This is a genomic window from Streptomyces sp. SAI-127, from assembly GCF_029894425.1.
Classification (GTDB): domain Bacteria; phylum Actinomycetota; class Actinomycetes; order Streptomycetales; family Streptomycetaceae; genus Streptomyces.
This window is the reverse complement of record NZ_JARXYJ010000001.1, coordinates 8,473,236-8,494,179: the sequence shown is the minus strand read 5'-3', so window position 1 is coordinate 8,494,179 and position 20,944 is coordinate 8,473,236. Positions and strand designations below refer to the sequence as shown.

18 protein-coding genes are annotated in these 20,944 nt (G+C 70.2%); 3 read left to right on the top strand and 15 right to left on the bottom strand.

Features of this window, described 5'->3' with window-relative positions; all coding sequences use genetic code 11:
• The first annotated feature begins 159 nt into the window (after window positions 1-159).
• Both M2157_RS39055 and M2157_RS39050 read left to right on the top strand, forming a co-directional pair.
• Complete coding sequence (locus M2157_RS39055; RefSeq protein WP_280856417.1) at window positions 160-978, top strand: peptidylprolyl isomerase; 819 nt, start codon at window positions 160-162, stop codon at window positions 976-978.
• 135 nt (window positions 979-1,113) lie between these two features.
• The gene (locus M2157_RS39050) at window positions 1,114-2,343 is read left to right on the top strand and encodes a DUF349 domain-containing protein (RefSeq protein ID WP_280856418.1); all 1,230 of its coding nucleotides are present in this window, start codon (window positions 1,114-1,116) and stop codon (window positions 2,341-2,343) included.
• A gap of 54 nt (window positions 2,344-2,397) precedes the next feature.
• Here M2157_RS39050 and M2157_RS39045 read toward each other — a convergent pair whose 3' ends face one another.
• The 15 genes from M2157_RS39045 to pgsA all read right to left on the bottom strand — a co-directional run bounded on the left by M2157_RS39045 (window position 2,398) and on the right by pgsA (window position 18,272).
• Window positions 2,398-4,932, bottom strand: coding sequence for a RelA/SpoT family protein (locus M2157_RS39045; RefSeq protein ID WP_280856419.1), 2,535 nt, complete (start codon window positions 4,930-4,932; stop codon window positions 2,398-2,400).
• Window positions 4,933-5,167: 235 nt separating this feature from the next.
• Window positions 5,168-5,716, bottom strand: a complete 549-nt coding sequence (locus M2157_RS39040; RefSeq protein ID WP_266526071.1) for an adenine phosphoribosyltransferase — start codon at window positions 5,714-5,716, stop codon at window positions 5,168-5,170.
• Window positions 5,713-6,819, bottom strand: coding sequence for a protein translocase subunit SecF (gene secF / locus M2157_RS39035; RefSeq protein WP_280867534.1), 1,107 nt, complete (start codon window positions 6,817-6,819; stop codon window positions 5,713-5,715). Before secF ends, M2157_RS39040 begins: the two co-directional genes overlap by 4 nt.
• A gap of 2 nt (window positions 6,820-6,821) precedes the next feature.
• Complete coding sequence (secD, locus tag M2157_RS39030; RefSeq protein WP_280856421.1) at window positions 6,822-8,585, bottom strand: protein translocase subunit SecD; 1,764 nt, start codon at window positions 8,583-8,585, stop codon at window positions 6,822-6,824.
• Window positions 8,586-8,716: 131 nt separating this feature from the next.
• Window positions 8,717-9,244 (bottom strand): preprotein translocase subunit YajC, encoded by a 528-nt coding sequence (gene yajC, locus M2157_RS39025; protein ID WP_280856422.1) that lies wholly within the window; start codon window positions 9,242-9,244, stop codon window positions 8,717-8,719.
• A gap of 174 nt (window positions 9,245-9,418) precedes the next feature.
• Window positions 9,419-10,489, bottom strand: coding sequence for a Holliday junction branch migration DNA helicase RuvB (gene ruvB, locus M2157_RS39020; protein WP_266526079.1), 1,071 nt, complete (start codon window positions 10,487-10,489; stop codon window positions 9,419-9,421).
• Window positions 10,490-10,514: 25 nt separating this feature from the next.
• On the bottom strand, window positions 10,515-11,120 hold the full coding sequence (gene ruvA, locus M2157_RS39015) for a Holliday junction branch migration protein RuvA (protein WP_280856423.1): 606 nt from the start codon (window positions 11,118-11,120) through the stop codon (window positions 10,515-10,517).
• Complete coding sequence (gene ruvC / locus M2157_RS39010; RefSeq protein ID WP_059207945.1) at window positions 11,117-11,656, bottom strand: crossover junction endodeoxyribonuclease RuvC; 540 nt, start codon at window positions 11,654-11,656, stop codon at window positions 11,117-11,119. Before ruvC ends, ruvA begins: the two co-directional genes overlap by 4 nt.
• Before the next feature lie 131 nt (window positions 11,657-11,787).
• A complete protein-coding gene (locus M2157_RS39005) occupies window positions 11,788-12,540 on the bottom strand; it encodes a YebC/PmpR family DNA-binding transcriptional regulator (protein WP_057614183.1) in 753 nt (250 codons plus the stop codon).
• Between the two features lie 49 nt (window positions 12,541-12,589).
• On the bottom strand, window positions 12,590-13,195 hold the full coding sequence (gene pdxT / locus M2157_RS39000) for a pyridoxal 5'-phosphate synthase glutaminase subunit PdxT (RefSeq protein ID WP_280856424.1): 606 nt from the start codon (window positions 13,193-13,195) through the stop codon (window positions 12,590-12,592).
• A 6-nt stretch (window positions 13,196-13,201) separates the two neighbouring features.
• On the bottom strand, window positions 13,202-14,107 hold the full coding sequence (pdxS, locus tag M2157_RS38995; protein ID WP_280856425.1) for a pyridoxal 5'-phosphate synthase lyase subunit PdxS: 906 nt from the start codon (window positions 14,105-14,107) through the stop codon (window positions 13,202-13,204).
• A 115-nt stretch (window positions 14,108-14,222) separates the two neighbouring features.
• On the bottom strand, window positions 14,223-14,765 hold the full coding sequence (locus M2157_RS38990; RefSeq protein ID WP_280856426.1) for a hypothetical protein: 543 nt from the start codon (window positions 14,763-14,765) through the stop codon (window positions 14,223-14,225).
• A gap of 638 nt (window positions 14,766-15,403) precedes the next feature.
• On the bottom strand, window positions 15,404-16,573 hold the full coding sequence (locus M2157_RS38985; protein WP_280856427.1) for a glycosyltransferase family 4 protein: 1,170 nt from the start codon (window positions 16,571-16,573) through the stop codon (window positions 15,404-15,406).
• A complete protein-coding gene (locus M2157_RS38980; RefSeq protein WP_280867533.1) occupies window positions 16,570-17,487 on the bottom strand; it encodes a phosphatidylinositol mannoside acyltransferase in 918 nt (305 codons plus the stop codon). Before M2157_RS38980 ends, M2157_RS38985 begins: the two co-directional genes overlap by 4 nt.
• A complete protein-coding gene (gene pgsA / locus M2157_RS38975; protein WP_280856429.1) occupies window positions 17,484-18,272 on the bottom strand; it encodes a phosphatidylinositol phosphate synthase in 789 nt (262 codons plus the stop codon). Before pgsA ends, M2157_RS38980 begins: the two co-directional genes overlap by 4 nt.
• Window positions 18,273-18,545: 273 nt before the next feature.
• Between pgsA and M2157_RS38970 the strand changes: the two genes are divergently transcribed.
• Window positions 18,546-20,744 carry an elongation factor G-like protein EF-G2 gene (locus tag M2157_RS38970; protein WP_280858953.1) on the top strand — a complete coding sequence of 733 codons (2,199 nt, stop codon included), beginning with the start codon at window positions 18,546-18,548 and terminating at the stop codon, window positions 20,742-20,744.
• Window positions 20,745-20,944 lie beyond the last annotated feature (200 nt).

Here is a 20,944-nt window from a genome sequence, read left to right as displayed (position 1 = left end):
GTACGGGCGGTCTTCCGGGCGGCTGCCCCACTGGTCAGAGCCTACCGGCGCTGCCGATTCCTCAGCGAACCCATATACGGTACGGGGCACACGCAGGCGGTCGGTTGACAGGACGCGTGCGTACCGGTCGGCGTACGAGACGCATGAGGAGAGAACCCCGTGGTCACCCAGGAACAGCGGAAGCGGCAGCTCGCGCGGGAGAAGTTCTTGCGGCAGCAGCAGCGGCGCACGGCCGCGCGCCGCAAGGCCCGTGTACGCAACTCTGTGATCGGGTCGGTGCTCGGCGTGATCCTGGTGGGCAGCCTGGCGCTCTACACGTCCGGGGTCATGAAGGACGACGACAAGGCCAGCGCGAGCGCGGAGACGACTCCCAGCGCGGCGCCGACCAGCAAGGCGCCGGACCCGTGCGAGAAGGCGGCCCCCGGCAAGGTCGAGACGCAGACCTGGAAGAAGGAGCCGGCGATGTCCATCGACAAGTCGGCGAAGTACACCCTCGGCCTCGCGACGACCTGCGGTGAGATAGACATCGCGCTGAAGGCGTCGGCGGCCCCGCACACCGTGAACTCGTTCGACTTCCTGGCGAACAAGGGCTTCTTCGACCACACCAAGTGCCACCGGCTCACCACCAACGGCATCTACGTCCTGCAGTGCGGCGACCCGACGGGCTCCGGCAGCGGCGGACCGGGCTACACCATCCCGGACGAGAACCTGAAGGACAAGAGCCTCAAGAGCAACGTCTACCCGGCGGGCACCGTCGCGATGGCGAACACCGGGCAGGCGCACACCGGCGGGAGCCAGTTCTTCCTCGTCTACCAGGACAGCCAGCTCCCTCCGAGCTACACCCCGTTCGGCACCATCTCGGAATCCGGTATGAAGGTGCTGAAGAAGATCGCCGCGGCCGGTGAGAGCACCGGCGCGGGCGACGGCGCGCCGAACGCGACCGTCGTGATCAACAAGGCGACGGTCACCAAATCCTGACCGCCAAGTGCGGAATTTCGGTCGCGCGGGATGCGGACAGGCAACCCGCCGGTCGCCTATGTTGGCCGTGACGAAACTGTGGACGATGCCCGGGGGCGCTGAAGCCTCTCGCAGGCATCATGTGGAGGAGGCGCTGTGAGCAGCGACCCGTGGGGCCGCGTCGACGAGACGGGGACCGTGTACGTGCGTACGGCCGACGGCGAGCAGGTCGTCGGTTCCTGGCAGGCCGGCTCCCCCGAGGAAGCCCTGGCCTACTTCGAGCGCAAGTACGAGGGCCTGGTTGTCGAGATCGGCCTCCTCGAGAAGCGAGTCAAGACCACCGACCTGTCGGCGAAGGACGCTCAGGCGGCCATCGACCACATCCGCGAGCAGGTCGACGCGCATCACGCGGTCGGCGACCTGGACGCGCTCAAGGTGCGGTTGGACAAGCTCGTGGAGACCGTCGACAAGCGCCGCGAGGAGCGCAAGCAGCAGCGCGCGAAGCAGTCCGACGAGGCCCGGCACGCCAAGGAGGCGCTGGTCGTCGAGGCGGAGGAGCTGGCCCAGTCCGACCAGTGGCGGGCCGCCGGTGAGCGGCTGCGCGCGCTGGTGGACACCTGGAAGGGTCTGCCCCGCCTGGACCGCAAGTCGGACGACGAGCTGTGGCACCGCTTCTCGCACGCGCGCTCGGCGTTCTCCAAGCGCCGCAAGGCCCACTTCGCGTCGCTGGACGCGCAGCGCGAGGACGCCCGCAGGACCAAGGAGCGCCTGGTCGGCGAGGCCGAGGCACTGTCCGGGTCGACGGACTGGGGTCCGACGGCGGCGCGCTACCGCGAGCTGATGGCCGAGTGGAAGGCGGCCGGCCGCGCCCAGCGCGAGCACGAGGACGACCTGTGGAACCGCTTCCGCGGCGCCCAGGACGTGTTCTTCGCGGCCCGCAGCTCGGTCTTCGCCGAGCGGGACGCGGAGCAGACCGAGAACCTCAAGCTGAAGGAGGAGCTGGCCGAGGAGGCCGAGAAGCTCCTGCCGATCGACGACCTGAAGAGCGCCCGCGCCGCCTTCCGCGCGATCAACGAGCGCTGGGAGGCCATCGGTCACGTACCGCGGGACGCCCGGCCGAAGGTCGAAGGCCGGATGCACGCCGTCGAGCGCGCCCTCCAGGAGGCCGAGGAGACCGAGTGGCGCCGGACCAACCCGGAGGCACGCGCACGTGCCGCGGGTCTGACCGGCCAGCTCCAGGCCGCCGTGGACAAGCTCAGGGGTCAGATCGACCAGGCACGCGCCCAGGGCAACAACGCCAGGGCCGACAAGCTGGAGCGTGAGCTGGAGGGCCGCCAGGCGCTCCTGGACCAGGCGCTCAAGGGTCTCCAGGAGTTCGGCGGCTGAGGCCGTACGGCAAAGGGCCCCGCACCTTGGGTGCGGGGCCCTTTCACGTGTCTGCTACGACCGGTTCCGCGCCGAGGTCACGCGGTACACGTCGTACACGCCCTCGACTCCCCTGACCGCCTTCAGGACGTGCCCGAGGTGCTTCGGGTCGCCCATCTCGAAGGTGAAGCGGGAGGTGGCGACGCGGTCGCGGGAGGTCTGGACGGCCGCGGAGAGGATGTTGACGTGCTGGTCGGACAGGACGCGGGTGACGTCGGAGAGGAGCCGGGAGCGGTCCAGGGCCTCGACCTGGATGGCGACCAGGAAGACCGAGGACTGCGTGGGCGCCCACTCGACCTCGAGTATGCGCTCGGGCTCGCGGGACAGTGACTCCACGTTGACGCAGTCGCTGCGGTGAACCGATACGCCACTACCGCGGGTGACGAAGCCGATGATCGGGTCGCCCGGGACGGGGGTGCAACAGCGGGCCAGCTTGACCCACACGTCCTCGACGCCCTTGACGACGACGCCCGGGTCGGTGTTGGAGCGCCGCTTGCGACGGCCGCGGCTCGGCGGGACCGCCTCGTCGATCTCCTCGGTGGCCGCTTCCTCGCCGCCGAGCGCGGAGACGAGTTTCTGCACGATGTTCTGCGCGGAGACGTGCCCCTCGCCGATCGCCGCGTACAGCGCGGAGATGTCGGAGTACCGCATCTCGTGCGCGAGCGTGACGAGCGAGTCGCCGGTGAGGATGCGCTGGATCGGCAGGTTCTGTTTGCGCATCGCCCGGACGATGGCGTCCTTGCCCTGCTCGATCGCCTCGTCGCGGCGCTCCTTGGAGAACCAGGCGCGGATCTTGTTGCGCGCCCGCGGCGACTTCACGAAGTTCAGCCAGTCCCGGGACGGACCGGCCCCGGGTGCCTTGGACGTGAAGACCTCGACGAGGTCGCCGTTGTCCAGGGTCGATTCCAGCGGTACGAGGCGGCCGTTGACCCGGGCCCCTATGGTGCGGTGGCCCACCTCGGTGTGCACCGCGTAGGAGAAGTCCACCGGTGTGGCACCGGCCGGCAGCGCTATGACGTCGCCCTTGGGGGTGAAGACGAAGACCTCGTTGCGTGACAGGTCGAAGCGCAGGGACTCCAGGAACTCGCCGGGGTCCTCGGTCTCCTTCTGCCAGTCGAGGAGCTGGCGCAGCCACGCCATGTCGTTGAGGTGGTCGTCCTTGCCGGTGGTCCGCGGCTGGTCCGAGCGCACCTTGGAGGTACCGGCGACGGCCTCCTGCTTGTACTTCCAGTGCGCGGCGATGCCGTACTCGGCGCGGCGGTGCATGTCGAACGTACGGATCTGGAGTTCGACCGGCTTGCCGTTGGGCCCGATGACCGTGGTGTGCAGCGACTGGTACATGTTGAACTTGGGCATCGCGATGTAGTCCTTGAACCGGCCGGGGACCGGGTTCCATCGCGCGTGCACGGTGCCGAGGGCGGCGTAGCAGTCGCGGACGGTGTCGACGAGGACTCGGATGCCGACCAGGTCGTAGATCTCCGCGAAGTCGCGGCCGCGGACGATCATCTTCTGGTAGACGCTGTAGTAGTGCTTCGGTCGCCCGGTGACGGTGGCCTTGATCCGGGCCGCGCGCAGGTCGGACTGCACCTCGTCGGTCACTATGGCCAGGTACTCGTCGCGCTTGGGTGCCCGCTCGGCCACCAGCCGTACGATCTCGTCGTACATCTTGGGGTAGAGGATCGCGAAGGCGAGGTCCTCCAGCTCCCACTTGATGGTGTTCATGCCGAGGCGGTGGGCGAGCGGAGCGTAGATCTCCAGCGTCTCGCGCGCCTTCTTCTCCTGCTTCTCGCGCTTGAGGTAGCGCATGGTGCGCATGTTGTGCAGGCGGTCGGCGAGCTTGATGACCAGGACGCGGGGGTCCTTGGCCATCGCCACGACCATCTTGCGCACGGTCTCGGCCTGCGCGGCCTCGCCGAACTTGACCTTGTCCAGCTTGGTGACGCCGTCGACGAGCAGGGCCACGGAGTCGCCGAAGTCGCGGCGGAGCTGGTCGAGGCCGTACTCGGTGTCCTCGACGGTGTCGTGCAGCAGGCCCGCCATGAGGGTGGCCGGGTCCATGCCGAGCTCGGCGAGGATCGTGGTCACCGCGAGGGGGTGGGTGATGTACGGGTCGCCGCTCTTGCGCTTCTGGCCGCGGTGCCAGCGCTCGGCGACCTGGTAGGCCTTCTCGATCTGGCGGAGTGTCGACGTCTCGATCTTCGGGTCGTTGCTGCGCACTATCCGCAGCAGGGGCTCCAGAACCGGGTTGTACGGGTTGGAACGCTGGACGCCGAGGCGGGCGAGACGGGCACGGACGCGGTTGGAGGAGCCGGTACGGGCGGGCTGGCCCGCGTTCGGACGGGCCGCGGGGGTGGCCGACGTGGAGCGCTCGGGAGTGGCGGGCTTGGGCCGGGGCGGTTCGGCCGGCTTGTCGACGGGCGCCGACTGGGCGTGCTCGACCGGCCCGCGGGCGTCGTTCGTCGCGCTCTTCGCGTCCAGCGCGGGCTTGGCCGCGGGCGCCGAGGCGGGCTCGGGCTTGGCGGCGGTGAGTGGCTGGGCCTCGTCTGGCAAGAGGACTCCTCGTGCGCGATCCGGGTCCCCCGGTCAGGCTCCGGAGACCCCATGGTAGCGATCCTGCGCCCCGGGATCGCCTTCAGCCCGATGTGAGAGACGTCTACACGTGCAACAAGAGGGGCTCTCGCATGATTCCTGAGGGTGGCCCGGGTGCCGTGGCGGACAGTGCCCGGCTCACATGCGAACGGCCGCCCCGAAGAGGGACGGCCGTTCGTGCGGGGCTCGCTGTGGGTCAGACCTTGAGGAGTGACTCCAGCGGGGCTCCGGCCAGGGCGGGCTCCAGGCGGGCGCGGCCGCCCAGGAAGCCCAGTTCCATCAGGACCGCGAGGCCGGCGACCTCGGCGCCCGCTCGGCGGATCAGCTCGATCGAGGCCTCGGCGGTGCCGCCGGTGGCCAGGACGTCGTCGACGATCAGGATGCGGTCGTCGGCGGACAGGTCCTCCGCGTGCACCTCGATCTCCGCCGAGCCGTACTCCAGGTCGTACGCCTGGCTGAGGGTCGCCCCGGGGAGCTTGCCCGCCTTCCGCACGGGGATGAAGCCGAGGCCCGCGCGGATCGCGACCGGGGCGCCGAGGATGAATCCCCGGGCCTCCAGGCCGACGACCTTCGTGGCACCGGTGTCCGCCGCGACCGCCGCCAGCGCGTCGGTGAGCGCCGAGAACGCCGCCGGGTCCGCCAGGAGCGGGGTGATGTCCTTGAACATCACTCCCGGCTCCGGATAGTCGGCCACATCACGGATACGGCTGAGCAGCAGCGCCGTGATGTCGGTGAGTTCGGTCATCGGCGCTTCCCCGACGGACGGCCACGGCCCCGGCCCCGGGACGCGGGCTGGGTGCGCGGACCGACGACCGCGTGGGCGGCGTCGTCGTCCGGCTCGTCGGAGACGGGACGCGCGTCGGCCATCTCCTCCTCGACGGACGCCTGGGCACGCTTGGCCAGGACCCGCTTCCTGAGGGCCTTCATCGCCGGCTCGCGCTCCTTGAGGTCGGCGACGAGCGGCGTGGCGATGAAGATCGAGGAGTACGCACCGGCGGCGAGACCGACGAACAGCGACAGCGAGATGTCGTTGAGCGTGCCCGCGCCGAGGAAGCCGCCACCGATGAACAGCAGGCCCGCCACCGGCAGCAGCGCGACCACCGTGGTGTTGATCGAGCGGACCAGGGTGCTGTTGATCGAGCGGTTGGCGATGTCGCTGTAGGTCCAGCGGTTCTGCTTGGTGATGTCCTTCGTCTGCTCCTTGAGGGAGTCGAAGACGACCACGGTGTCGTAGAGCGAGTAACCGAGGATGGTCAGCAGACCGATCACCGTGCCCGGCGTGACCTCGAAGCCGACGAGGGCGTAGATGCCCACGGTGATGGTGATGTCGTGGATCAGGGCGACGAGCGCCGCGATGGCCATGCGCCATTCGAAGGCGATCGCCAGATAGATCACGACGAGGACCATGAAGATCGCCAGACCCTGCCAGGCCTTGTTGGCGATCTGGTCACCCCAGCTGGGTCCGACCAGGTCGGCGGCGATGGTCTCCGGGTCGACCTTGAAGTCCTTCGCGAGGTCGTTCTTGATCTGGTCGGACTGCTTGGTGTCCATGCCGGCGATCTGGATGCGCAGCGTGCCGTTGCCGAGCTTCTGCACGACGGCGTCGTGGCCGGAGGCCTCCTTCGCGTAGTCCTCGGCCTGGGAGACCGAGACGCTGGTCTTCTCGGTGGTGAAGACCGCGCCGCCCTGGAAGTCGATGCCCATGTTGAGGCCGCGTACCGCGAGGCCCACGATCGCCGTGATGGTGATCAGGATCGAGATGCCGTACCAGAGCTTGCGGTGACCGATGAAGTCGTAGCTGATCTCGCCGCGGTGCAGTCGGGCGCCGAGGTTGCCGAGTTTCGACATGCTCACGCCTCCTTCGTCTCAACGGGGGCGGAACGGCGGGTGCGGCGCAGCGGCGGCTTGGCACCCAGACTCTTCGGGTCGAGGCCGGACCACTTGCTGCCGCTCGCGAAGAACTTCCGACGGGCCAGCAGCGTCATCAGCGGCTTGGTGAAGAAGAAGACCACGACGACGTCGAGCACGGTGGTCAGACCGAGCGTGAACGCGAAGCCCTGGACCTTGCCGACCGTCACGATGAACAGCACCGCGGCGGCGAGGAACGACACGAAGTCGGAGACCAGGATGGTGCGCCGGGCACGCGGCCAGGCCCGCTCCACGGCGGGGCGCAGCGAGCGTCCCTCGCGGATCTCGTCCCTTATGCGTTCGAAGTACACGATGAACGAGTCCGCGGTGATACCGATGGCGACGATGGCACCGCACACGGCCGGCAGGTTCAGTGCGAAGCCGATGGCCGGACCGAGCAGCGCCATGAGCACGTAGGTGAGGATGCCGGAGACGAGCAGCGAGGCCATCGCGACGAGGGACAGGCCCCGGTAGTAGGCCACCAGGTAGATGACGACCAGGAGGAGGCCGATGGCACCGGCGAGGAGACCGGCGTGCAGCTGGTCACCGCCGAGCGCCGCGGTCACCGTGGTCACGCTCTGCTCCTGGAAGGAGAGCGGGAGGGCGCCGTACGACAGCATGTTGGCGAGGTTCTGGGCCTCGTCCTGCGTGAAGCTGCCGGAGATCTGGGCGTTGCCGCCGGTGATCGAGGAGCTGACGTAGGGGCTGGAGACGACCTCGCCGTCGAGGACGATGCCGAACTCGTTCTGCGGCTGGGTGTTCTTCGCGAGCTGGGCCGTGATGTCCGCGAACTTCTTGGAGCCCTTGCCGTTGAAGGTCATGGTGACCTGCCAGCCGGCGGCGGTCTGGGTGTCGAAGACCGCCTGGGCCTTCTTGACCTCGGTGCCGTCGACGGCGGCGGGGCCGAGCAGGTACTTGTACCAGACGCCGGAGATCTCGCCGCAGCCCACAGTGGTGTCGGCGGGCTTGGCGCCGTCGCCGGCGGTGTTTCGCTGCGCCTTCTTGGAGCAGTCCAGAGCCGTGTACTGGGCCTGGAGCTTGGCGTCGGCGGAGGAGGTGTCGGTGCCGCCGCTCGCGGGGGCCGACGGGGACGCGGAGCTCGACGCGCTCGCGGACGCCGACGGCGTGGAGTCCGCCTTCAGCGCGTCGGTGACGGCGCGGCCCTGCGAGGTGGCGGAGGCCGACGGGGAGGACGACGAGGTCGCCTTCTCGCCCGTGGAGCCGGACTTGCTCGCGGAGGGGCTCGGCGACGCGGTCGAGGAGCCGCTCGCGGACGGGCTCGGCGAGGTGGCCGCGGCGCTGCCGGTGGCCTCCTGGGCCAGGACCGGACGGAAGTACAGCTTGGCGGTGGTGCCGACCTGGTCGCGGGCCTCCTTGGAGTTGGTGCCCTTGGGGATGTTCACGATGATGTTGCGATCACCCTGGGTCTGCACCTCCGCCTCGGAGACGCCCAGGCCGTTGACACGACGGTTCATGATGTCGACCGCGGTGTCCATGTTGGCCTTGTTGATCGCGGACCCCTGGTCGGCCTTGGCCTCCAGCGTGATGCTGGTGCCACCGGCAAGGTCGATGCCGAGGCGCGGGGTGGTGTGCCCGGAGAGGAACATTCCACCGGTGAGCGCCACGATGGCGATCAGGATCAGGGCCAGCGCGCGCCCTGGCTTGCTCTGGGCACTCGCGCTCCGGCCCCTTTTGGGTGCTGCCACCTTCTCGTACTCCCTCTCGGGCCGCTCTCGCGCCGGATCGGCGGGCGGGCGGCCATGACTGGTGTCGGGATCCCGTGCGAGCCGCGCAGATCCGGGGCGCGCGGAGCTGGTCCACGCGCCCCGGAGTGCGACTACTTCGCGTCGGAGTCGCCGTCGGTCTTCTTCGGCTCGTCGTCCGACTTCGCCTCGACTGCCTCGGTCTCGGCGTCGGCCTTGGCGGGCGCGTCGTCGGCGGGCTCCTCGGCCGTGTCCTTCTTACCGAGGTCGACGGACTTCTCGTCGGAGGCGGCGGCAGCTTCGTCGGCGGACTCGTCGGTCTCGGTGAGGGAGGAGGCGTCGTCCGGGACGACGTCGGAGTCGGACTTCAGGTCGTGCTCGATGCCGTGGACGATGCGGTTGTACTCGTCGTCGGTCAGGACGGCACCGATGGCGTTCTTCGCGAAGAGAAGATCGATGCCGGGACCGGCGTCGAGGAGGACCGTGTCCTCGTTGACCTCCTTGACCGTGGCGTACATGCCCCCGATGGTGCGGACGCCGCTGCCGGGCTGCATGTCGTTCCGCATGCTCGCGGCCTGCTGCTGCTTCTTCTTGGCCGAGCGGGTCATCAGGAACATGGCCCCGATGAGCACGATGAACGGGAGGAGGGTCACGAGACTCACGGGTCGGTACTTCCTTCACGCGACCGCGATGTGAGCGGCCTGATGGTTGGGGGTATGTCTGCCGCCGACAAAGGCGGCATCGGCGGAGTCTAAGCGAGTCCGCGCGCAGTGAACAACGCTCAGCATGGCACCAGGGTTCCTGACCCGGCCAATGCCCTCGCTGTCACGATCGCGTCACGTCCCGAACAGGTCCTGTTGTCCGTTTCCTGTGGACGCCGAGCCAGGCGGGGTGAGGCCGAGATGTGCCCATGCGGCGGGAGTGGCGACCCGGCCGCGGGGCGTGCGGGCGAGGAGCCCCTCGCGCACGAGGAAGGGTTCGGCGACCTCCTCGACGGTCTCGCGCTCCTCCCCCACCGCGACCGCGAGGGTGGACAGGCCGACCGGGCCGCCGCCGAAGAGCTTGAGCAGGGCCACCAGGACTCCGCGGTCGAGGCGGTCGAGGCCGCGGGCGTCGACCTCGTACACCTTGAGCGCTGCCGCGGCGATGTCGCGCGTGATGACTCCGTCGGCCTTGACCTGGGCGTAGTCCCGGACGCGGCGCAGCAGACGGTTGGCGATACGGGGCGTGCCGCGGGAGCGGCCCGCGATCTCGGCGGCGCCGTCGGAACCGATCTCGACGTCGAGCAGGTTGGCCGAACGGTGGATGACGCGCTCCAGCTCGGCGGGTTCGTAGAACTCCATGTGCGCGGTGAAGCCGAAGCGGTCGCGCAGCGGAGGCGGCAGCAGGCCCGCGCGCGTGGTGGCGCCGACCAGGGTGAACGGGGGCAGCTCCAGCGGGATGGCGGTGGCGCCGGGGCCCTTGCCGACGATGACGTCGACGCGGAAGTCCTCCATCGCCATGTAGAGCATCTCCTCGGCGGGCCGCGACATGCGGTGGATCTCGTCGAGGAAGAGGACCTCGCCCTCCTGGAGGGAGGAGAGGATCGCCGCGAGGTCGCCGGCGTGCTGGATGGCGGGGCCGCTGGTGATCCGGATCGGGGCGTTCATCTCGGCCGCGATGATCATCGACAGGGTGGTCTTGCCGAGGCCGGGGGCGCCGGAGAGCAGCACGTGGTCGGCGGTGGCCCCCCGCGCGCGTGCCGCCCTGAGCACCAGGTCGAGCTGTTCGCGCACCTTCTCCTGGCCGATGAACTCGTCCAGGTCCTTGGGGCGCAGGGCGGCCTCCACCGCCTGGTCCTCACCGTCGGCGGACGCACCGACGAGCCGCTCGGAGGCGGTCGCGTCGGTGGTGTCGTCCCAGTTCATGTCGTGTGCCTCTGTGTCGGGTGGGTCAGCGGGCGCGGTTCAGGGTCTGGAGGGCCGCCTTCAGCAGCCGGCCGACCTGCGGTGTGCCCTCGGCCGCCTCTGCCTGCGGGGTGACGGCGGTGACGGCCTCGTCGGCCTCGCGCGTGGCGTATCCGAGGCCGATCAGGGCGGCGTGCAGCTGGTCGCGCCAGCCCTGGGTGACCGGAGCGCCGATCGCGGGCGCGCCGATCGGCTCGCCCAGCCGGTCCTTCAGCTCAAGGAGCAGCTTCTGGGCGCCCTTCTTGCCGATGCCGGGCACGGCGATGAGCGCCTTTTCATCGCCCGTGGCCACCGCTCGGCGCAGCGCGTCGGGCGAGTGCACCGCCAGCATGGACTGGGCCAGCCGCGGGCCGACTCCGCTCGCGGTCTGGAGCAGTTCGAAGACCTGGCGCTCGTCGTCGTCGACGAAGCCGTAGAGAGTGAGGGAGTCCTCTCGTACGACCAGGGAGGTGGCGAGCTTGGCGGGCTTGCCGAGGCGGAGCGTCGAGAGCGTGTTCGGCGTGCACTGCACCGCCATGCCGACACCGCCGACCTCGACCACCGCGGCGTCGGGAGCGAGTGCGGCGACCGTGCCGCTCACAAAGGCGATCATGCCGTACGGCCTTTCCGTGCTGTGGCTGCGTGCAGGGCGACGGCCTGCTGGAGTCGGTTCTGGGCGGGCGCGCGCCAGATGTGACAGATGGCGAGCGCGAGGGCGTCGGCGGCGTCGGCCGGCTTGGGCGGCGCGTCGAGCCGCAGCAGGCGGGTGACCATGGCGCCGACCTGGGCCTTGTCGGCGCGTCCGCTGCCGGTGACGGCGGCCTTGACCTCGCTCGGGGTGTGCAGGGCGACGGGGATGCCGCGGCGGGCGGCGCACAGCATCGCGACGGCGCTGGCCTGAGCGGTGCCCATCACCGTACGGACGTTGTGCTGGCTGAACACCCGCTCCACGGCGACGCATTCGGGCCGGTGCTCGTCCAGCCACTGCTCGATGCCCTGCTCGATCGCGACGAGGCGCTGCCCCAACTCGGCGTCGGCGGGCGTGCGTACGACCCCGACGCCGATCATCGTGAGCGGCCTGCCGGCAACGCCTTCAACCACACCGACACCGCACCGCGTCAGTCCGGGGTCCACCCCGAGTACGCGCACGCTCACCCCGCCCTTCGATCTCCTGTTTGTGCAGGCTATCGGGTGCCACCGACAACGGGTGCCGGCAACGCCCGGCAACGCGACGGGCCGACGGGGGTGTCCCGTCGGCCCGTTCGAAGCTGAGCGTCGGCTCAGGCGTCGACCTTCTCCATGACCTCGTCGCTCACGTCGAAGTTGGCGAAGACGTTCTGGACGTCGTCGCTGTCCTCGAGGGCGTCGATCAGCTTGAAGATCTTCTTGGCGCCTTCCTCGTCCAGCTCGACCTGCATGGTCGGGACGAAGTTGGCGTCGGCGGAGTCGTAGTCGATGCCGGCGTCCTGAAGGGCGGTGCGGACCGCGACCAGGTCGGTGGCCTCGCTGATGACCTCGAAGGACTCACCGAGGTCGTTGACCTCCTCGGCGCCCGCGTCCAGGACGGCGCCGAGCACGTCGTCCTCGCCCAGCTCGCCCTTGGGGACGATGACGACGCCCTTGCGGTTGAAGAGGTACGACACCGAGCCCGGGTCGGCCATGGAGCCGCCGTTGCGGGTCATGGCGACGCGGACGTCGGAGGCGGCGCGGTTGCGGTTGTCGGTGAGGCACTCGATGAGCACCGCGACACCGTTCGGGCCGTAGCCCTCGTACATGATCGTCTCGTAGTCGGCGCCGCCGGCCTCGAGACCGCCGCCGCGCTTGACCGCGGAGTCGATGTTCTTGTTCGGGACCGACGACTTCTTCGCCTTCTGGATGGCGTCATAGAGAGTCGGGTTGCCCTCGATGTCGACGCCGCCCATCCGGGCCGCGACCTCGATGTTCTTGATCAACTTCGCGAAGAGCTTGCCGCGCTTGGCATCGATCACGGCCTTCTTGTGCTTCGTCGTAGCCCATTTAGAGTGGCCGGACATCTGCCTGTCTCCTTCGCGTAACCCATACACACAACGAACGCCAGAGATCCTACAAGGACTCCGCCGTCCGGTTCGCGCGCACCATGTCGACGAACAGGGAGTGCACGCGGTGGTCGCCGGTCAGTTCCGGGTGGAACGACGTGGCGAGCGCGTTGCCCTGGCGGACCGCGACGATGTGGCCCTCGTGCTCGGCGAGCACTTCGGTCTCGGCGCCGACGGACTCGACCCAGGGGGCGCGGATGAAGACGCCCTCTACAGGATCGCCCTCGACGCCCTTCACGTCGACCGCCGCTTCGAAGGACTCGTTCTGACGTCCGAAGGCGTTGCGGCGCACGATCATGTCGATGCCGCCGATCGTCTCCTGGCCCGAGCGCGGGTCGAGGATCTTGTCGGCCAGCATGATCAGGCCCGCGCAGGTGCCGTAGACAGGCATTCCGGCACGCACACGCGCGCGTAGCGGCTCCATCACTCCGAAGAGGACGGCCAGCTTGGAGATGGTCGTGGACTCGCCGCCGGGGAGGACGAGGCCGTCGACCTCGGCGAGTTCGTCGGGGCGCCGCACCGGCCTGGCCACGGCGTCGGCCGCGGCCAGGGCCACGAGGTGCTCCCGGACGTCGCCCTGGAGGGCCAGGACGCCTATGACAGGAGTGCTCATGAGTGGTTACCAGCCGCGGTTGGCGTAGCGCTCGGTCTCGGGGAGGGTGTCGCAGTTGATGCCGACCATGGCCTCGCCGAGGTTGCGGGACGCGTCCGCGATGATCTTCGGGTCGTCGTAGAAGGTGGTGGCCTTCACGATGGCGGCCGCGCGCTTGGCCGGGTCGCCGGACTTGAAGATGCCGGAACCGACGAAGACGCCCTCGGCGCCGAGCTGGCGCATCAGTGCGGCGTCGGCCGGGGTGGCCACGCCACCGGCGGAGAACAGCACGACCGGGAGCTTGCCGAGTTCGGCGACTTCCTTGACGAGCTCGTACGGGGCGCGCAGCTCCTTGGCGGCGGCGTACAGCTCGTGGTTGTCGTAGCCGCGCAGGCGGGCGATCTCGTTCTTGATCTGGCGCAGGTGGCGGACGGCCTCGACGACGTTGCCGGTGCCGGCCTCGCCCTTGGAGCGGATCATGGCCGCGCCCTCGGCGATGCGGCGCAGGGCCTCGCCCAGGTTGGTGGCGCCGCAGACGAAGGGCGTCGTGAAGGACCACTTGTCGGAGTGGTTGACCTCGTCGGCCGGGGTGAGGACCTCGGACTCGTCGATGTAGTCGACACCGAGGGACTGCAGGACCTGGGCCTCGACGAAGTGGCCGATGCGGGACTTGGCCATGACCGGGATCGAGACGGCCTCGATGATCTCCTCGATCATTGTCGGGTCCGACATACGGGCCACGCCGCCGTCCTTGCGGATGTCGGCCGGAACCCGCTCCAGGGCCATGACGGCCACGGCGCCCGCGTCCTCGGCGATCTTCGCCTGCTCGGCGTTGACGACGTCCATGATCACGCCGCCCTTGAGCTGTTCGGCCATGCCGCGCTTCACGCGCGCGGTGCCGGTCTCGGGGGCCTGGTTCTCGGTGCTGGACACGGGTTGACCTCGCAGAAGTGAAAGGGATTACTGCAGCACCGAGGAAACGTCACCGGACCAGGCCACAGCAAGGGCCAATGGAGAGGCGGTGGATCGTTTTGGTGCAGCCCTGGTCCTAGGCTGCCCGGTCGACCAGGGCCGCGGGCGGCTCGTCGTCCATCTCGAAGGCCATCGGGAAGGGGGCGTGACCGGCCAGGCGGAACCAGCGGACCTTGCGGTGCTGGCGAAGGCGGCGGGCGGCGCCGACCGCGTCGTTGTGGAAGCGGCGAGCCATCGGGACCCGTCGTACGGCCTCGGTGAGTTCGTGGGCCGCCGCCTCTCCCCCGGGCGCCTCGCGGACCGCCTCCACCTGGGCCGGGTCCGCGAACACGGCCCGCAAGGCCTGGCTCAGGTCGCTCTCGGCGACCTCCCGCTGCTCCTCCTCGGCCTGCCGGGCGGCGTGCGCGGCCTCGTACAGGACGATCGACGCGGCCGGGTCGAGCACGCCCGCGGTGGCCAGTTCCTGGGCCACGGAGGCGCGGCGGAGCAACTGCGCGTCCAGGCCCGCGCGCGTGGCGTCGATCCTGGCGTGCAGCCGGTCGAGACGGCCTGCGGTCCAGCTCAGATACAGGCCGATCGCGACGAGCGCGACGAGAATCCAGATGAGGGTGGGAGTCACGGGCAGCAAGGCTATCGGGGCGGGTTCGGGCGATGCGGGTCAGGCACGGGACGGACACACCCGGCCGGTATGAGGGCCCGCCGGAGGGTATGCCTCACCGGCGCGAGATCGGTCGGCAGAGAGGTGGGGCCCGGCGCGGCACGGGCTGAGCCGGGCACGCCGGGCCCGGCGCGGCACCCGTCGTCGGCGAGCCCGGCCCGGGTCGTCGGCCACGACGTCGTGGCCGACGATAGGGACCCCGCACGGCACGAGGCCGTCCGCGGCGGGACGGGACCGACACGGGGAGGGGTCGGTCTCGGCGGAAGGGCCCCGACGCTGCACCAACCGACCGGGCGAGACCGGACCACCCTCCCAGAACAGCCCCCTGCCCGTATCCGGTCATCGGCGTTCCGGCCCCGCACGACGGCCCCGGCCGAGCCCGCAATCCCATGCGTCGTCGTCGGTGAACCGGGCAGTCCCGCACGCCGGCCCTGCCCGCGTCAGCGGCCTTGCCGGGCGACCGCGGGCGAACCCGCGCCCCGTGCCCCACCGGTCCACGTCAGGCGAGTCGCCGGTCGCGGGCAGCCGCGCCGCGTCGGTCGTACCGTCGCCCCTAAAGCCCCCGCCAACCCCAGCCGCGCAACACGCCCGCGCGGCGGTCAGTCTCGGGCGAGTCCGAGTCGGGCCCGCAATCCCGGGCCCCGGTCGACGTCCGCCGCGGCCACCGCCGCGGCGCCCGACGTGACCGTCTCGTAGACCGACAGGATGTCCGCCCCGACGGTCGACCAGTCGAAGCGCCGGACGTGCGCGCGGCCGCGCTCTCGCAGTTCGGTCAGCCTCGCCGGATCCCCGAGGAGCCGTAGCGCCGCCGCCGCCAGCGCGTCCGCGTCCTCGTTGGCGAAGAGTTCGCCCGCCGCGCCCTGGTCGAGGACCTGGGTGAAGGCGTCGAGGTCGGAGGCGAGCACCGGGGCGCCCGCCGACATGGCCTCGACGAGGATGATCCCGAAGCTCTCGCCGCCGGTGTTGGGGGCGACGTACAGGTCGACGCTGCGCAGGAAGCGGGCCTTGTCCTCGTCGCTGATCATGCCGAGGAACTCGACGCGCGGGCGGAGTTCGGCGGGCAGCGACTCGACCGCCTCCTCCTCGTCGCCGCGCCCGGCCACCAGCAGCCGGGTCCCCGGACGCTCGGCGAGGATCTTCGGCAGCGCCTTCATCAGCACCGGCAGGCCCTTGCGTGGCTCGTCGATGCGCCCCATGAAGCCGATCGTCTCGCCCTGCCACTCGGGCTTCGGCTCGGCCTTGGCGAAGAAGTCGACGTCGACGCCGTTCGGGATCACCACGGCGTCGCCGCCGAGGTGCTCGACGAGCGTGCGGCGGGCGTACTCGCTCACGGCGATCCGGGCGCTGATCTTCTCCAGGGCGGCCTGGAGGATCGAGTACGCGGCGACCATGACCCGGGAGCGCGGGTTCGAGGTGTGGAAGGTGGCGACGATCGGGCCCTGCGCGGCCCAGCAGGTCAGCAGGCCGAGCGACGGCGAGGACGGCTCATGGATGTGGACCACGTCGAACTCGCCGTCGTGCAGCCAGCGGCGCACCCGTGCCGCCGACAGGAAGCCGAAGCTCAGTCGGGCCACCGAGCCGTTGTACGGCACCGGAACCGCGCGGCCGGCCGAGACGACGTACGGCGGCAGCGGGGTTTCGTCGTCGGCCGGGGCGAGGACGGACACCTCGTGGCCGAGACGGATGAAGTACTCGGCGAGATCGCGGATGTGGAACTGGACGCCACCGGGCACATCCCAGGAGTACGGGCAGACGATGCCGATTCTCACGGTCGGGCCCCGTCCGACGGTCGGGGCTCGAGGTCCTTCAGCCACAAGCGCTGCAGCATGTGCCAGTCCTCCGGGTGATCGGCGATCCCTGTGGCGAAGGCATCGGCCAGCGCCTGTGCCATGACAGACGTCTTTTCGGCTCGCGTACCTGTCTCGGGCACCTCGACCGGGGGATGCACCCTTCCCCGCATGACGGGCGAGTCGTCGTACCAGAGTGTCACCGGCAGCAGCAGCGCGCCCGTCTGCTGGGCCAGCAGGGCCGGGCCCGCGGGGATGCGGGTCGCCTCGCCGAAGAACCGCACCTCGACTCCGGACGACGACAGGTCGCGCTCGGCGACCAGACAGACCAGGCCGCCGTCGCGCAGCCGCCGGGCCAGCGTGCCGAAGGCGGTGCCGCCGCTGTGCGGGAGCACCTCCATCCCGAGGCCCTCGCGGTAGGCGACGAAACGGTCGTACAGCGTCTCCGGCTTGAGCCGCTCGGCGACCGTCGTGAACGGGGTCTCCAGCTTGGTGGTGACCCAGGCGCCGGCGAGGTCCCAGTTGGCCATGTGCGGCAGCGCGAGAATGACGCCCTTGCCGGCCGCGAGCCCCTCGGTCAGATGATGGAGGTCCTTCGCGTCGAAGGCGCCCTTGATGCGTTCCCTGCTCCAGGCGGGCAGCCGGAAGGACTCCATCCAGTAGCGCAGATACGAGCGCATGCCCGCGCGCGAGAGCTCGGCGAGGCGCTCGGGGCTCGCGTCGGGCACCACGCGCGCGTAGTTGCTCTCCAGTCGGAGCACGCCCTTGCCGCGCCGTTTCCAGGCGAGGTCGGCGATGCTCCGGCCGAGGCGCACGGCGACCGGCTCGGGGAGTTTCTTGACCACGCCCCAGCCGAGGCCGTACAGCGAGTCCGTCAGCCGCTCCTGGGCGCTCACTTCGCGGCCTCGCTCCCTTGCTCCTGCGTCTTCTGCTTCTCCTCGACGGCGGGCGGCTCTCCGCCCCCCGCACCGACTCCGTCCGAACCCACGCCACCCCCGGCGGTGTCCGACTCCGCCGCTCCCGACTCGACGGCACCCGGCTCGTCGGCGGCGGCCTCGGCCTCCGCCGACTCCCGGCGGACCGTGACGACCCGCTGGATCAGCGTGACCAGGCTGCCGACGGCGACGATCCACAGCGCGACCGGCAGCAGGTACTGGATTCCCGGCACACCGAACTTGTGCAGGCCCGCCAATCCGGCCGCGACCAGTGAGATGACCAGCCGCTCGGCGCGCTCGACGAGGCCGTTGACGGCGACCGGCAGCCCGATCGACTCGCCACGGGCCTTCGTGTACGACACCACCTGGCCGCTGGCCAGGCAGAAGATGGAGACCGCGCACAGCGCGATGTCGTCGCCGCCCCCGGCGTACCAGAGGGCGAAGCCGCCGAAGATCGCGCCGTCGGCGACGCGGTCGAGGGTGGAGTCGAGGAAGGCGCCCCAGCGGCTGGAGCGGCCGAGCTGGCGGGCCATGTTGCCGTCGACGAGGTCGGAGAACACGAACAGCGTGATCACGACCGTGCCCCAGAAGAACTCGCCCATGGGGTAGAAGACCAGCGCGCCCGCGACCACTCCGGCGGTACCGAGGAGCGTGACCGTGTCGGGGCTGACGCCCCTTCTGATCAGAAATGTGGCGAACGGCGTGAGAACACGCGTGAAGAATGCACGCGCGTACTTGTTCAGCATGGCCTTCCCGACGGTCGGTGTGGCCGGCTCGGCCCCTGCTGGCCACCGGCTGGCCCATCGTAGCCACGCGCGCGTGTGGGCGACGGCCGGGCACCCGGAGCCCGTGTCACGGGCCCGCGGCATCCGGGGCGCGGCGCGATCGCGTCCTTCGTATGGACGCACCGTGACGGGAGTGGAAAGCTCGAAGGACCGCGGGCGTCACCGGAGCCGCACCGCACGCGGGTCCGCATGTCCGCGCCCACAGAGACCTCACCGTGCACGGGAGGCAAGGCCATGGGCGACAAGGCGAACGCACACCCCGGAGCCGCCGGCAGGGCAACAGCGGCCGACCACCCCGCGTCCGTACGGAATGTGGTGCTGGTCGGCCACTCCGGTTCGGGCAAGACGACATTGGTGGAAGCTCTCGCACTGACGGCGGGAGCAGTGAACCGGGCGGGCCGCGTGGAGGACGGCGGCACCGTTTCCGACTACGACGAGATCGAGCACCGGCAGCAACGCTCGGTGCAGCTCTCCCTGGTGCCCGTCGACTGGGACGGGTACAAGATCAATCTTCTGGACACCCCCGGATACGCCGACTTCGTCGGGGAACTCAGGGCCGGTCTGCGAGCGGCGGACGCGGCCCTTTTCGTCGTCTCGGCCTCGGACGGGGTGGACGGCTCCACACGCATGGTGTGGGAGGAGTGCGCGGCAGTCGGCATGCCCCGGGCGATCGTCGTCACGCATCTGGAGGCCGCCCGGGCGGACTTCGAGGAGATGACGCGGATCTGCGCGGAGGCCTTCGGCGGCGACGACCCCGACGCCGTACTCCCGCTCTATCTGCCGTTGCACGGCCCGCAGGGGCCCGACGGGCACGCGCCGGTGACCGGCCTGACCGGTCTGCTGTCGCAGAAGGTGTTCGACTACTCGTCCGGGGAACGCAAGGAGACAGAGCCGGGCGAGGACCTGCTGCCGGGCATCGAGGAGGCCCGCAACCGGCTGATCGAGGGGATCATCTCGGAGAGCGAGGACGAGACCCTCATGGACCGCTACCTCGGCGGCGAGGAGATCGACTTCAAGACGCTCGTGGAGGACCTGGAGCGGGCCGTCGCGCGCGGGGTGTTCCACCCTGTCCTGGCCGCCGCTCCGGCTGCCGAGGGCGCCCGGCAGGGGCTCGGCACGGTCGAACTCCTGGAGCTGGTCACCGGCGGTTTCCCGACGCCGTTCGAGCACCCCACGCCGGGCGTCACGACGATCGACGGCAAGCCGCGCGAGATCAAGGCGTGCGACACCGAGGGGCCGCTGGTCGCGGAGGTCGTGAAGACCGCGTCCGATCCGTACGTCGGCCGGATCTCGCTGGTGCGGGTCTTCTCCGGCACCCTGCGCCCGGACGCGACGGTCCATGTCTCCGGCCATGGGCTGGCCGACCGCGGGCACGAGGACCACGACGTCGACGAACGCATCGGCGCGCTGTCCGCCCCCTTCGGCAAACAGCAGCGCTCCCTCTCGCACTGCATCGCGGGCGACCTGGCGTGCGTGGCGAAGCTGAGCCGCGCGGAGACCGGCGACACCCTCTCGGCCAAGGACGACCCGCTGCTCATGGAGCCGTGGGAGATGCCCGACCCGCTGTTGCCGCTCGCCATCCAGGCGCACAGCAAGGCGGACGAGGACAAGCTCTCGCAGGGCCTCTCCCGGCTGGTCGCCGAGGACCCGACCATGCGTCTCGAACAGAACCAGGACACTCACCAGGTCGTCCTGTGGTGCCTGGGCGAGGCGCACGCCGACGTGGCACTGGAGCGACTGCGCAGCCGCTACGGCGTGCAGGTGGACGTCGTACCGCACCGGGTCTCCCTGCGCGAGACGTTCGCCGACAAGTCGAGCGGGCGCGGGCGCCATGTGAAGCAGTCCGGTGGGCACGGGCAGTTCGCCATCTGCGAGATCGAGGTGGAGCCGCTGCCCGGCGGCTCGGGCATCGAGTTCGTGGACAAGGTCGTCGGTGGCGCGGTGCCACGGCAGTTCATCCCGTCCGTGGAGAAGGGGGTACGGGCGCAGGCGGCCAAGGGGGTCGCCAGCGGCCATCAGCTCATCGACGTACGGGTGACGCTGCTGGACGGCAAGGCGCACTCCGTGGACTCCTCGGACGCCGCGTTCCAGACGGCCGGGGCACTGGCCCTCAGGGAGGCCGCGGCCGACGCGAGGATCCATCTGCTGGAGCCGGTCGCCGAGGTGTCCGTCCTGGTCGGCGACGACTACGTGGGTCCCGTGATGAGCGACCTGTCCGGTCGGCGCGGCCGGGTGCTCGGCACCGAGCAGACCAACGGCGGGCGCACGCTGATCAAGGCCGAGGTGCCCGAGATCGAGATCGGGCGGTACGCGGTGGACCTCAGGTCGCTGTCGCACGGTACCGCGCGCTTCAGCCGGTCCTACGCGCGGCACGAGCCCATGCCGCCGCAGATCGCAGAGAGGATCCGTGAAGAGGCGCGCGCCGCCTCCTAGTTGGCACCGGGCCACGACAAGTGGCCGTCCACGCCGCACACGCGGTCGTCGGCGCCGCACAAGTGGCCTCCAGGGCCGCACACATGGCGTTCCGCGCCCCACAAGTGACGTTTGTGGAACGCTCCCCTCCGAATCGGCGGGCGGCTTCGGCCGTCCGCCGACGGATGTCAGCACGTACAGATACGCTGATGACCTGATCA